Here is a 14,041-nt window from a genome sequence, read left to right on the forward strand (position 1 = left end):
ATACATCTATTTTTTTAAAATATGGATTTTAACGTTTATTTTAAACCTTTTACCGATTAAAATAAGCTTAACTAAACTTTCATTGCCTACCCGTTTACTAACTATTTTACTTCTTCAAAACAAGAAGATTAAGACTAATTTAACATATCTCAAAAGCCTAAGTATCAAATTTTGAACGTACATTTATTAACGAGAAACAACCTACATTTCTTTTTATCAGTTTACAATTTATCTAAATCCGAAGTCGATGTCCATTAAAAATCTCCTAGCATTTGTTTTTCTTGTTTCACTAGCCACATCTTGCCAAAAAAAAACCATAACTCCTGATAACCTATTCAAGTTTAGAGATTATATAAGTTATACCACCTCTGGAATCACTTCTGTAGCAAAACCTATTCAAATTAATTTGGCCAATGATGTAGACGTTTGGGAAATAGGTGAAGAGATTACCGATAACGTGGTTTCCATAAAACCTCATGTTGAAGGTAAATTAACTACTACCAATAAGCACACGCTTATTTTTACACCTGATGAATATCTTGAACCAGATACAGAATATACGGTTACTGTAAAATTGAAAGATATTTATAAAAATATGCCCGATGGTTTTAAAGATTACACCTTCCAGTTTAAAACCATTAAACCTAGTTTTAATATTGAAACCAACCATTTACAATCGTATAGTAAAAATTGGCAATATCTTGGAGGCATTATAAAATCAGCGGATGTAATTACACTAGAAGAAGCAAAAACCCTTATTGAAGCTTCTCAAAACGGTGAAAAATTAGCCTTAGTTTTTAATGAAACCAACACAAGTTCCTCGTATTTTGAATTTAAAATTGATAGCATTCATAGGAAAATTGAAGATGATAAAATCTTAGTAACATGGAACGGCAAGGTAATTAGGGCTGAAAACGAAGGCGAAAACACGGTATTAATTCCTGGGATAAACCATTTTACGATTATTGAAACTGATGTTATACAATCCCCAGAGCAACATCTCTCCATCAACTTTTCAGATCCGCTTAAAAAACAGCAAAATTTTGATGGTTTAGTATCTATTCAAAATGTAAAAAACCAAAAATACGTGGTGGATGGCAATGTGTTAAAAGTTTATCCAGACACTAAATTGGTAGGTAGTGTTCAAGTTGATGTATTTCAAGGCATAAAAAATGCTGAAGGCTATAAGTTAAAGAAGTCTTTTTCTGAAACTATCGCTTTTGAAGACCTAAAACCACAAGTTAAACTAATGAGCAACGGAACAATTCTTCCAAATTCGAAAGAACTAAAATTCAATTTTGAAGCCGTTAATTTAAGCGCCGTTGATGTTCGAGTAATTAAGATTTTTGAAGATAATGTGCTTCAATTTCTTCAAGATAACAACTTAAATAGCAACAATAAATACGATATAAAAAAGGTAGGTCGTCGCATTGCGAAACAAACAATTCAGTTACAAACATCAGCAGAAAATACTGGAAAATGGAAAGCCTATAGCATCGATTTATCTAAGTTCTTTAAAGCAGATATAGATGCTATTTACAGAGTAGAATTAAGTTTTGATAAACGTTATTCTTTGTACGATTGTGAGGCTAACACAGGCATTTCTAACTCTGAAAATGATGATTACGACGACTATTATTACGAGGAACATTATTCTGAAGGCGATTATTCAGCTGCCGAAAGTGAAGATGAAGACTTACGCGAAGAACAATATTGGGACAATCTAATTTACAGGTATAAAAACTACACTTACAACTGGCGCGAAGAACAAAACCCCTGTCATGATGCCTATTATAATGAGCATAAAATTATATCTCAAAATTTATTAGCCTCCAACTTAGGGGTTATCGCAAAGCGAAGCGCAAATAACTCATACTATTTTGCGGTAACTAATATTTTAAATACTGAGCCAGAATCTAATGCCAAAGTTACACTGTATAATTTCCAGCAACAGGAATTAGCTAGTAAAGTTACAGATACAGAAGGGCTCATAACAATTGATACCGATAAACATGCAAACTTCGCCATTGTATCAAAAGGTAATAGCGCCACATATGTAAAACTACAAGATGGAAATTCGCTATCATTAAGTAAGTTTGACGTATCAGGACATCGCTTACAACGTGGCTTAAAAGGTTATTTATATGGCGAACGCGGTGTTTGGCGACCAGGAGACACCTTACATTTAACTTTTATCTTGAATGATAATGCGAATCCGCTTCCAAAACGTCACCCTATAAAACTTGAAATTACAGATCCTAACGGAAAACCGGTTTACAAAAATGTAACCGCCGATAACCTCAACAATTTCTACAAATTCACAGTACCAACATCTACAGAAGATAAAACAGGAAATTACAACGCCAAGGTTTCTGTTGGTGGTGCAACCTTTTATAAGGGTTTAAAAATTGAAACCGTTAAACCTAATCGTTTAAAAATTAAGGTTGATTTTGAAAATGAAATACTTTCAAATAATGAAACATTAAAAGGCGATTTAGATGTAAAATGGCTTCATGGAGCACCTGGTAAAAATTTAAAAGCTGAAATAAAAGCCAAATTTAGTAGTGCTTTTACTGCTTTTGAAAACTATAAAGAATATACATTCAATGACCCGACACGTAAATTTCAAACTGAGGAAATTAACATATTTAAAGGTAAAGTAAATGAAGTAGGTTTAGCCAAGATCAATAAAACACTAAATGTTGGCAAAAATGCTCCTGGAATGTTAAACGTTCAGTTTTTAGTGAGAGCTTTTGAAAATGGTGGTGATTTCTCCATGGATGCATTTACTAAAAAATATGCACCTTACAACTCTTTTATTGGGTTGCGTTCTCCAAAAGGTAATGCGTATGATTCTTATTTTACAGATGAAAAACAAACTTTTGATGTAGTTGTAGTTAATGAAAACGGAAAACCTTTAAAACGCAATAACCTAGAAGTAAAAATTTATAAAGTTGAATGGCGTTGGTGGTGGAATTCCTCTTATGATGATTTAGCGAGTTATGTTTCTAGCAATTATCACAGACCCTACAAATCTTTAAAAATGAATACCGATGCTAACGGAAAAGCCAACTTTAGTATCAATATTCCAGACGATGCTCGAGGAAGATATTTAATACGCGTAGTTGATCCTGTTAGCGGTCATGCTACTGGACGCACCGCTTATTTTTATAAAACCTGGTGGCAAAAAGCACCATCTAGTGATAAAGAAGCCGCTAAAATGTTAGTGTTTTCAGCAGATAAAGAAAAGTACAACGTGGGCGAAACTGCTAAAGTAACGTTTGCTTCAGGTAGTGAAGGTCGTGCTTTAGTTAGTATTGAAAATGGCACTGAAGTGCTAGATTACAAGTGGGTGAAAACCACAAAGGGACAAACTACTGTTGATATTCCAATTGGCATGGAAATGGCGCCAAATGTATTTGTAAACATTTCGTTATTACAACCCCATGCTATTACTGCCAACGATTTACCAATCAGACTATATGGTGTTATTCCTATTATGGTAGAAGATCCAAATACCAAACTGGAACCGCAATTACAAATGCCAGATAAACTAAAACCAGAACAAACGTTTACCTTAAAAGTGTCTGAAAAAAACAAAAAAGCAATGACATATACCATAGCCATGGTTGAAGAAGGCTTATTAGATTTAACACGTTTTAAAACACCAAATGCATGGAAGGAATTCTATAAACGTGAAGCTTTAGGTGTAAAAACTTGGGATATTTTTGATGATGTTATTGGCGCGTATTCTGGAAGTATAGATCAGGTATTTGCTATTGGTGGTGATGGAAGTGCCGCTGGAGGGAAAAACAAAAAAGCCAACCGTTTTAAACCTGTCGTTACTTATTTAGGCCCTTTTAAACTAGATGCGGGAAAAACAAAAACCCATCAAATAAAATTGCCAAACTATATTGGTTCGGTGCGCATTATGGTTGTTGCAGGAAACAACGATAATGAAGCTTACGGAAGTACAGACAAAGCTGTTGAAGTTAAAAAGCCTCTTATGGTTTTAGCTACGTTGCCGCGGAAATTAAGCCCTGGTGAAAAAGTAACACTTCCTGTAACTGTTTTCGCAATGGAACCAAAAGTGAAAAATGTAAATGTAAGTTTGAAATTAAGCAATGGCATTTCTATTGTTGGAGCAACTTCAAAAGTCTTAAACTTTGCAAGACCAGATGAACAAATGGCGTATTTTGAATTGGATGTAAGTAAAGCCAAAGGCATCAATACTGTCGAAGTAATCGCCACTGGAAACGGGGAAAAATCAACTTACAAAGTAGAATTGGATGTTGAAAACACCAACCCAATAACATCTAAAGCTTTAGACAAAACATTAGCAGGAAATGATTCTACAACTTTAAACTTTTCAACATTTGGTGTTGCAGGAACAAACTCTGCTACTGTTGAGTTTTCAACTTTACCTCCAATGGATTTTAGCAGACGATTACAATATTTAATTCGTTATCCGCATGGGTGTGTTGAGCAAACTACATCAAGTGTATTTCCGCAGTTGTTTTTAGCTGATATTTTCGATTTAACCTCTGAAAAAAAGAAACAAATACAAACCAATATTGAAAATGGTATTAAACGCTTAGGCCATTTTCAAAGAGCTCATGGCGGACTAGGTTATTGGATTGGAGAAGCTAATGCTAACGATTGGGGCACAAGTTATGCAGGGCATTTTATGATTGAAGCAGAAAAGAAAGGCTATGTATTACCGCTAACGTTTAAAAGCAATTGGTTACGATATCAAAAACAAGCGGCCAGAAATTGGCGTCCAAGTTACAGAACCTATAATTCTGATTTAGCGCAAGCCTATCGCTTATACACTTTGGCTTTGACTGGAAATGCAGATTTAGCAAGCATGAATAGACTTAGAGAATTCTCTGAAATTTCAAATGAAGCCAAATGGAGATTAGCTGCAGCCTATGCTTTAGCTGGACAAAAGGAAGCAAGTGATAAGATTTCTCAATCGGCAAATATTAATTTTAAACCGGTACGTTATAATCATTACACGTATGGTTCGGTAGATAGAAATCGTGCGATGGCATTAGAAACCATGGTGTTGACTAAAGATTCTAAAATGCGCCCTCTTGCTAAAGATATTGCCAGAGATTTATCAAGTAACCGTTGGATGAGTACACAAACCACAGCCTATAGTTTATTGGCTATGGCAAAAATGGTAAATGCTAATGGCGGAAAATCTTTAAAGGTGAATTATACCATTAACGGAAAAACAGAAAATATAGATACAAAAAGTGCCATTGCGCAACGCCAAATTTCAGTTATTAATGGCGCTAATACTTTAGTTTTCAAAAATGAAAAAGATAACATTGTTTATGTACGGGTTTTAAATTCTGGAAAACTCCCACTTGGACAAGAATTGGTGGAACAACGTGGTTTAAGCGTTTCTGTTCAATACAAAGATTTAAAAGGCAACAAAATTGATATTTCTAAATTGATGCAAGGACAAGATTTTGTGGCTACAGTTAGTGTAAGTAACCTAAAAAACAGTGCTATAAATGATGTAGCGCTGACTGAAATTTTTCCATCAGGTTGGGAAATTGTAAATACTCGTTTTACAGCATTTGGAAGTAATACCTCTGGAGCATCTGCAAGACATACCGATATTAGAGACGACCGTGTGAATTTCTATTTTGATTTGCCTAAAAAAGGAAAGCATAGTACCAAAACCTTTAATGTGATGCTGAATGCATCATATTTAGGAACATATTATTTACCAGGGATACAAGCAGAAGCCATGTATGATAATGAGTTTTTAGTGAGAACTAAAGGAAAATGGGTTGTGGTTGAGAAGTGATAAATTCCTGCAAAAGCAGGAATCTTAAAATAGAATAAGAAATGATTTAAAAGAAAGTCGAATCGATTGATTGGTTATTATAGCGTTTATTACAATTGCGTTTATTACATACCTCTTTCATGAATTTGGGCATTGGGAGCTGGGTGAAATATTGGGCAATAAAATGACACTACGTTTAAATGGTGTAACGCCACAAAATGGTCAATTTATCAATAAACATCATGAATTATGGTCTGCAATTGGTGGACCCGCTTTTACGATAACACAGGCCTTATTGGCTCTATGGATTACATGGAAAGCGAAATCAAGCATTGCGTATTCTTTTGGTTTCTTTGCTGTTTTTATGCGATTCTTTGGAAAAGCAATCAGATTATGAAATTAAATTTTAAAGAAATAGGATATTACATTGTTTTAGGAGTTTTTGCCTCATTGATGATAATTGGAGTTGATGTACTTCTAATAACCTAAAAAAGATTCTCCAGAGCAAGCCATAATCTCTACTTGATTTTGTCAGAAAAAAACGATAACTTCGTTTAACGTCGGATATAAGTCATTAAAACGACGCATATCCGCGAACTATTAAACGAAACTCTTCAAAAAATAAAACTACTTTCAGATAAAAAATATAGCTAGCAAATAAGCCCGCGTTAGGAATTGCAGCGGCATCCTTTTTGGGAGTTTTAAATACTAAAACTCCCATTTGAAACGTAGTGCTAATTAAACTGAAAAACCCCGAAACAAATTCGGGTCTGCTCCGCAGAAAGATATAGTGTAAAGCCCGACCCCTTTTTCGGGGTAACGCCCAAATAATTTATCTTTTTAAGGTGACGTGCCCTGTAAACTTTTGGCCTTCAATAATTATAACATACCAATAATCACCCGTTGGTAAAAGCTTTCCATTAAAAGTTCCGTTCCATGAAAAAGGTGTGTTTAAGCCATTTTTTAATAGTTTTCCGTATCTATCGAAAATAGTTACTTGAGAAAAGCTGTAAAACTCAATACCATTTAGATTAAAAGTATCGTTTACATTGTCTCCATTTGGAGTAAAGAATTTTGGTATGTAAAAGTGAATATGACGTGTGGTAATAAGCTCTGCACAATCGCGATGTTTAACATAAATTGTGTATTGCCCGCCTTGAACATTAAAAAATGTGGGGTTTGATTGAAAAATATTACCATCTATAGAGTATAAAAAATCGCCTGTATTTAGCGTCTTAACAACAATATTACTTTGATCTGAAATAACACTTTCGATAATGGGGATATCAATTTGTGATAATATAATAGTTTTGGTCACACTGCATAAATCATTGGAAACTATAACAGAATATGTACCCGGTGTTGAAACATCTACATCGTCATTTATACTGCCATTATTCCATAAATACGATGTAACAAGACTTGGGCTTGTAGGGTCTGCCCTTAAAATAATAGTCGTGTTTTCACAAAACAAAAGTGACTCATCTGTAACTTCTGGAGTTTCAAAATATTCGATTTGTAGTGCTGTTCTTGAAATTGATAGGCAACCGGCTTCCATTGTTTCTGCTTCTGCGTAATACATTCCCGAAACATTTGGGTTGTACGATGTGCTATTTGCTAATAATAAATTCCCACCCGTAGCAGCATCATACCAATTCACTCTAACCCCCGCCGGCACTGAGACAGATAATGGTGTTGCATCGTTTTTACAAATCATTAAGTCACCATTGCTTATTGGTGCATCTGGAAAGGGTACCACATTAACTTCATATATTTCTGACGACGAATTACAAGAATTATTGTTCACGTTTACAACATCTTCTGCTACCTTAACTCTATAAAAAGTGGTATTATTTATTGAAGATGTGGTATAACTATGACTTGTTTCTCCAGCGATATCTGTCCAATTAATACCATCTGGACTGTCTTGCCATTGATAAAAATGTGATGAAAAAATACTAAAATCTGGGGTTGCTGTTAGTGTGGTTGCGTAAGGCAATTCGTTTTCACATAAGCTTACTGTATTTGTATTTGATACATCTTCAATTAGTATTGAATCACCACAAGATTTAAAAGCAATATCATCAATTGCCAAATCGTTACCACAACCTCCTGGTGCATTGTTTCTCATTTTTAGTATTACTGATGTTTGCCCAGGTTCTGTTTGAAAAACAAGACCAAAATTTTGCCAATTAGGACTTGAACCTCCTCCAATACTTCCTGTATCTCCACTTACTAAATTTATAGAATCAGTGCTATCCCATATTTCAAACCTTACATTAATCGGAATTCCTGAGCCACATTGTGGTGTATTGTCTCTCATTAAATTAATTAACCACGATGAAAACTCATACGAGGTATTCTCACACAGCCCCGTGATTGGAATTCTAAAAAATTCTCCTGGGGTGAAGTCAGCATTTACAATTAACATTCTTCCATTAGTATCACCGTTTGTATGGTCTTGAATATCATACCAGTTAAAATGAGCTGAGAAATTAGATACTGTGTAAAAGCCATCACCAGGCCTACCATTTGCAAATGTATAAGTTGTACTCCCAGAAGGTAATGACACATCACCTGTTCCTGCTCCGAAATCTTCAATAAAAATAGGATCCCCAGAATTCCCTGAGCAAAAACTTAGTTGTGCATAAGAAATGTTTACGATTAAGCATGAAACAAAAAACGCTATAAAACGTCCCTTTTTAGTAAAATTTACAGCCATAGTTTTCAAAAAAACAAACAACATTATTTTATAAATAATATTAAACTCTATTTTTACATAAAGTTATCTTAAAAAACATCTAAATTAAGGCTAATTATAGTATCTAACAATAGATGCAAAAGTTAAATAATTATATAAAGCAGCATAAATTTAAATTTGTAATTCTAGTATTTATTTTAATTGCCTATGTACTCTGTTTACCCAAGCAACTCTTCAATAATCCAACAGCAACCGTAATAACAAGCAGCAACAATGAATTATTAGGAGCACAAATTGCAAAAGATGGACAATGGAGGTTTCCACATAACGATACAATTCCAGAGAAGTTTAAAACCTGTATTATTCAGTTTGAAGATGAATATTTTTACAAACACCCAGGTTTTAACCCTTTTTCAATCTTTAAGGCGTTAAAAAACAATTTAAAATCTGGAAATATAAAAAGAGGAGGTAGTACTATTACGCAACAAGTCATTAGGTTATCCAGGAAAGGGCAAAAACGAACCTATTTAGAAAAACTTAAGGAACTCATTCTTGCCACACGACTAGAACTAAGAGAATCCAAAGACCACATTTTAAGTTATTATTCTAGTAACGCCCCGTTTGGAGGAAACGTTGTTGGATTAGATGCAGCCTCGTGGCGGTATTTTAACAGAGGTGCTTCTGATTTATCTTGGAGTGAAAGTGCCACTTTAGCTGTATTACCTAATGTGCCTAGTTTAATTTATCCGGGGAAAAATCAAGACCAGCTACTAAAAAAAAGAAATCGTTTACTTAAAAAACTTCTTGATCGACATATTTTAGATAGCCTGACTTATGAATTATCCATTGCAGAAACACTCCCGAAAAAACCTTATGCACTGCCCCAAATTGCTCCTCATTTATTACAAAAAATTTCAAAAACGCATTCTGGAAAACATCTAAAAACCACTATTGATGTAGTGCTTCAAAAGCGAATAAATCAAATCGTAAAACAACATTATAGTCAACTAAGTCAGAACGAAATTTATAACGCAGCAGTTCTGGTTTTAGATGTAAACACAAGGCAAGTATTAGCTTATGTAGGTAATACGCCTACCAACAAAACACACCAGAAAGATGTGGATATTATTAATAAGCCTAGAAGTACTGGCAGTATTTTAAAACCCTTTCTATTTGCAGCTATGCTTGATGCGGGTGAGTTGCTCCCAAACACATTGGTAGCAGATGTCCCAACACAGTTTGGAAACTATAATCCAGAAAATTATAACAAAACCTATGATGGCGCAGTCTCTGCAAGTAAGGCTTTATCAAAGTCTTTAAATGTTCCAGCGGTAAGAATGTTACAAAAGTTTGGTTTGAATAAGTTCCATCAATATTTACATGGTTTAAAATTAAAAGATTTAAAATATGACACCAACCATTACGGCTTGTCATTAATATTAGGAGGTGCCGAAAGTAACTTATGGGATTTATGTAAAAGTTACGCCGCTTTATCTTCAACTTTAAATCATTTTTCTGAAAGCTCAAGCGAATATTTTGCTAATGAGTTTTGTGAACCTTTGTTCTTAAACTCACAAACTCTGGACTTTGGAAAAAAGACGCAAGACAAAACACTTTTTGACGCCGCTTCCATATATTTAACATACGAAAGCTTAAAAGAAGTGAATAGACCAGAAAGTGATGAGAATTGGGAGTTTTTTGACGGCTCAAAACAAATAGCATGGAAAACGGGAACCAGTTTTGGGTTTCGCGATGCTTGGGCCATTGGAACGACAAAAAAACATGTGGTTGGTGTTTGGGTGGGTAATGCTGATGGTGAGGGACGTCCAGGTTTAGTCGGTATACAAGCGGCTGCTCCAATTTTGTTTGAGGTCTTTGATTTACTGCCAAATAGCGAATGGTTCGCAAAACCTTTTGACGAAATGCAAGAAGTTTCTATATGTAAACAAAGTGGACATAGAGCATCATCGAATTGTGAGGACACTCAAGAATCATTTATTCAACTAAATGGATTAAAAACCAAACCGTGTCCATACCATATTTTAGTGCACCTTGACCAAACAGAAACCTACCAAGTAAACGCTTCCTGTGAAAATTTAAATGCTATCAAACATAAACCATGGTTTATACTACCTCCTGTAATGGCTCATTATTACAAATACAAAAACCCCTTTTACAAGACGCTTCCTAAATTTAGAAGCGATTGTATAGTTCAAGAAAATGTTTCAATAGAATTTATTTACCCCAATACAAATAATAATGTGTTTTTACCAAAAGATTTCGATGGTCAAACCAATGACCTTATTTTAAAAATTGCCCATTCAGAACCAGAGAATACCGTGTATTGGTATATGGACGAAATGTATATAGGAAGCACTACAGACGTCCATGAAATGGCCGTAAGGCCAAGTCAAGGAAAACATATGATAACTGTTATTGATGAATTAGGGAATGAGATAAAACGTGCTTTTAAAGTTTCAAAATAATTATTTTCTAATAATCGTTTTAATCATACTATGATCACTTTTGGAAGTACTAACTTTTTCAGATTTGATTATCTCTAAATCTCGAGACACCCAAATCTGATCTAAAGACAAAAGCGGCATTCCCAAAAACCATGTTTCTCTAAAACCATTACCTTTTCTAGAAAAGAAATGCACGTAATTCTCTTTTATTTGCTTCAGAAGAATCGATTCATAAGGTACATTAAAATCCCCTAAAACAACTGTATTTTCTTCTTTTTTAATGATTTTATCTAAAAAACCTATTTCCCAAAATCGTGGAACATCAGTACTTCCACTTACATCTACTGCATAAAAATTAACGCTAGCAGTTTCAAAATTAACTATACTAGTTTTAAAATTGCTTGTTGTGTCTTGTTTGATAATAATTGGGAACTTAGAAAAAACTCGTAATTCTCTTTTAGCTTTATAAAAATACGTCTCCTTTAACTCCTCAAAATCTAAATCAATTGATTCTGTAAGCACCAAAACATCTGGCACACCACCATTTATATCAATTGCATTATTAAAGTCATTTTCCCTTGAGGCATTCCAAAAAACAACTTCTAAGTCCGAATCTTTTTCTTCCGAAAAAAAATTTACTCTAAAACTTCTGCCTAACCAAAGCAACATCAATACGCTAGCAAGTTTCAAATTATACTTTCTAAAATTAAATGCAAATACTGATAGACATAGTATAACAACTATGATTACTGGTAAAGGGAATACATAAAACCACAGAGACGATTCAAAAGAAGAATCTTTAATAAAAAAGTGTAATACTAATAATGCCAAAATTATAGCAACATTAATAATACGACAGGTCCATTTAATAAAACTTAACATTTATCTCAAAGGGAATCCTTTTGCAGCCCACCATGGGTGAATTTCTATCTCCAAACGACCCGCAATAACCATGGGGTCTGCCTTTGCTAAACTATCTGCCATCTTAAGAGTAGGTACATTATAGATAGTAACTCCGCGCAGTTCTCCTTCATCACCAAAAGGACCAGAAATATCGGCATAACCCATTTCATACATTTTTGTTAAATGTTCCATATGTAATTGCTGAAGTTCTGCTGTTTCCTCTTCATTTTGTCCTCTTATAGGTCCTGTTTTTAAAAATGCCATAAAATACTGTTGCATTAAAATGGTATCCTTGGTTTTTTCATCGACATAATCAAAGGTTTTAAACCCTTTACTTGTTAGCTCATCTTTAAGCTGCTTTGAAGTTTTTATCGGTTCAATTTCAGGTACTACAGAATCAACTTCTACAAGGACTTCTTCTATTACGTCTTCGACTGGAACTTCTATTTTAGGTTCATTTTTACAAGAAAAAACTATCAATGCTAATAAAAAAGATGTAATAAGTGTTTTCATAATATCATATTTACGAATTCCAACTAGAGAATGGATGTTTGCTTAATAACGAATTGTAATACTCTGTTTTCCCGGTAACTTCCTCTCCCAACCAATCCGGTTTTTCAAACGTTTCGGTTTCTTTTTCCAATTCCACTTCGGCAACTACTAAACCTGAATTATCGCCAAAAAATTCATCAACTTCAAAAATATGTTTCCCGATTTCAACTTCATACCTAATTTTATCAATTATGGTTGGCTCACAAAGAAACAAGAGTGATTCAGCTTCTTCTATCTCAATCTCTTTTTCCCATTCAAAACGTGATAATCCATCTTTAGATGATTTTCCTTTAACCGTAATAAAACCTAAATTCCCTTTTACTCTTACACGAACCGTTCGGTCTTTATGAGTATTAAGAAACCCCTGAATAATTCTGGTTTCTTTAAATGCCTCCTTTTTAAAGGCATTAGATTTTACTAAAAACTTACGCTCAATTTCTATCATCAATAACTTCAAATTAAGTATTGCGAAAGGTACTAATTAAAACACATTTAATAGTTAAATTTACTGTATGTCTGACAAACTGCACATTCGAAAAATTATTCACGTTGATATGGATGCTTTTTATGCATCTGTTGAGCAAATGGATAATCCAGAATTAAAGGGCAAACCTATTGCCGTGGGTGGTGGCGGAAAACGCGGTGTAGTAAGTGCCGCCAGTTACGAGGCTAGAAAATTTGGAGTTAAAAGCGCTATGGCGGGGAATTTAGCTGCAAAACTATGCCCTGAACTTATTTTTGTAAGACCACATTATGAGAGATATACTCAAATTTCAAAACAGATTCGAAATATTTTTTATGACTATACCGATTTGGTAGAACCCCTATCTCTTGATGAAGCCTATTTAGACGTTACTGAAAACAAAAAAGGAAACCAGAGCGCTTCATTAATTGCTGAAGAGATAAGAACACGTATTTTAAATGAAGTTGGGTTAACCGCTTCTGCAGGTATTTCTATCAATAAGTTTATAGCCAAAATAGCCAGTGATTATAACAAGCCTAACGGGCAAAAAACAGTAAACCCTGAAGAAGTTATTCCGTTTCTAGAAGCTTTAGATATTAGAAAATTTTATGGTGTTGGTAAGGTAACAGCAGAAAAAATGTACCAAAAAGGCATATTTACAGGCTTAGATTTAAAGCAAAAGTCAATAGACTTTTTAGATACTCATTTTGGAAAATCGGGACGCTACTATTATGACATCATTAGAGGCATTCACAATAGTGAGGTGAAACCCAATCGTATTAGAAAAAGCTTAGCTGCTGAGCGTACATTTAGCGAAAATCTCTCTTCTGAAATATTTATGCTTGAAAAGCTAGAGCATATCGCCGAAGAAGTTTCTAAACGATTAGCTAAAAGTAAAATTGCTGGAAAAACGGTAACACTAAAAATAAAGTATAGCGATTTTACCTTACAAACAAGAAGCAAAACTTTACCTTATTTTATAAGTGACAAAAGTGTGATCTTAGAAACCGCAAAAGATTTACTTTATCAAGAAAAATTAAATAATTCTGTTAGGCTACTAGGCATTTCCCTATCTAATTTAAACACAGAAAACAAACCAAAAGAAGAGATAAAGAAAAGTATTAGTGTACAATTAAAATTTAAGTTTTAAAATT

Annotated in this window: 8 protein-coding genes; 4 read left to right on the forward strand and 4 right to left on the reverse strand. The window is 34.0% G+C overall.

Translation table 11 applies throughout. The features are described 5' to 3' along the window. Window positions 1-247 precede the first annotated feature (247 nt). Window positions 248-5,824, forward strand: a complete 5,577-nt coding sequence (locus Q0857_RS02835; RefSeq protein ID WP_298531823.1) for an Ig-like domain-containing alpha-2-macroglobulin family protein — start codon at window positions 248-250, stop codon at window positions 5,822-5,824. A 70-nt stretch (window positions 5,825-5,894) separates the two neighbouring features. Next, entirely contained in the window at window positions 5,895-6,200 is a 306-nt protein-coding gene (locus Q0857_RS02840) for a hypothetical protein (protein ID WP_298531826.1), read from the forward strand. Window positions 6,201-6,635: 435 nt separating this feature from the next. Here Q0857_RS02840 and Q0857_RS02845 read toward each other — a convergent pair whose 3' ends face one another. After that, complete coding sequence (locus Q0857_RS02845; RefSeq protein WP_298531829.1) at window positions 6,636-8,525, reverse strand: T9SS type B sorting domain-containing protein; 1,890 nt, start codon at window positions 8,523-8,525, stop codon at window positions 6,636-6,638. A 113-nt stretch (window positions 8,526-8,638) separates the two neighbouring features. Here Q0857_RS02845 and pbpC point away from each other — a divergent pair, with 113 nt between their 5' ends. Beyond that, window positions 8,639-10,990, forward strand: a complete 2,352-nt coding sequence (gene pbpC / locus Q0857_RS02850; protein ID WP_298531832.1) for a penicillin-binding protein 1C — start codon at window positions 8,639-8,641, stop codon at window positions 10,988-10,990. Here pbpC and Q0857_RS02855 read toward each other — a convergent pair whose 3' ends face one another. Genes Q0857_RS02855 through Q0857_RS02865 form a run of 3 tightly spaced genes read right to left on the reverse strand, consistent with a single transcriptional unit; the run spans window position 10,991 to window position 12,869 of the window. Further along, window positions 10,991-11,800, reverse strand: a complete 810-nt coding sequence (locus Q0857_RS02855; RefSeq protein WP_298531835.1) for an endonuclease/exonuclease/phosphatase family protein — start codon at window positions 11,798-11,800, stop codon at window positions 10,991-10,993. A 51-nt stretch (window positions 11,801-11,851) separates the two neighbouring features. Then, window positions 11,852-12,385, reverse strand: coding sequence for a YciI family protein (locus Q0857_RS02860; protein ID WP_298531838.1), 534 nt, complete (start codon window positions 12,383-12,385; stop codon window positions 11,852-11,854). 10 nt (window positions 12,386-12,395) lie between these two features. Beyond that, window positions 12,396-12,869 (reverse strand): CYTH domain-containing protein, encoded by a 474-nt coding sequence (locus tag Q0857_RS02865; RefSeq protein ID WP_298532171.1) that lies wholly within the window; start codon window positions 12,867-12,869, stop codon window positions 12,396-12,398. Window positions 12,870-12,936: 67 nt separating this feature from the next. On the opposite strand from Q0857_RS02865, the gene dinB reads away from it, so the two are divergent. Further along, the gene (gene dinB, locus Q0857_RS02870) at window positions 12,937-14,037 is read left to right on the forward strand and encodes a DNA polymerase IV (protein WP_298531841.1); all 1,101 of its coding nucleotides are present in this window, start codon (window positions 12,937-12,939) and stop codon (window positions 14,035-14,037) included. The last annotated feature ends 4 nt before the right edge of the window (window positions 14,038-14,041 follow it).

This window comes from uncultured Algibacter sp. (genome assembly GCF_947495925.1).
Taxonomy (GTDB): Bacteria; Bacteroidota; Bacteroidia; order Flavobacteriales; family Flavobacteriaceae; genus Algibacter_E.

Excerpts from the sequence above, each read along its gene's own strand:
- Q0857_RS02835 (WP_298531823.1), top strand. The coding sequence starts at position 248 with ATGTCCATTAAAAATCTCCTAGCATTTGTTTTTCTTGTTTCACTAGCC.
- Q0857_RS02845 (WP_298531829.1), bottom strand. The coding sequence starts at position 8,525 with ATGGCTGTAAATTTTACTAAAAAGGGACGTTTTATAGCGTTTTTTGTT.
- pbpC (WP_298531832.1), top strand. The coding sequence starts at position 8,639 with ATGCAAAAGTTAAATAATTATATAAAGCAGCATAAATTTAAATTTGTA.
- Q0857_RS02860 (WP_298531838.1), bottom strand. The coding sequence starts at position 12,385 with ATGAAAACACTTATTACATCTTTTTTATTAGCATTGATAGTTTTTTCT.
- Q0857_RS02865 (WP_298532171.1), bottom strand. The coding sequence starts at position 12,869 with ATGATAGAAATTGAGCGTAAGTTTTTAGTAAAATCTAATGCCTTTAAA.
- dinB (WP_298531841.1), top strand. The coding sequence starts at position 12,937 with ATGTCTGACAAACTGCACATTCGAAAAATTATTCACGTTGATATGGAT.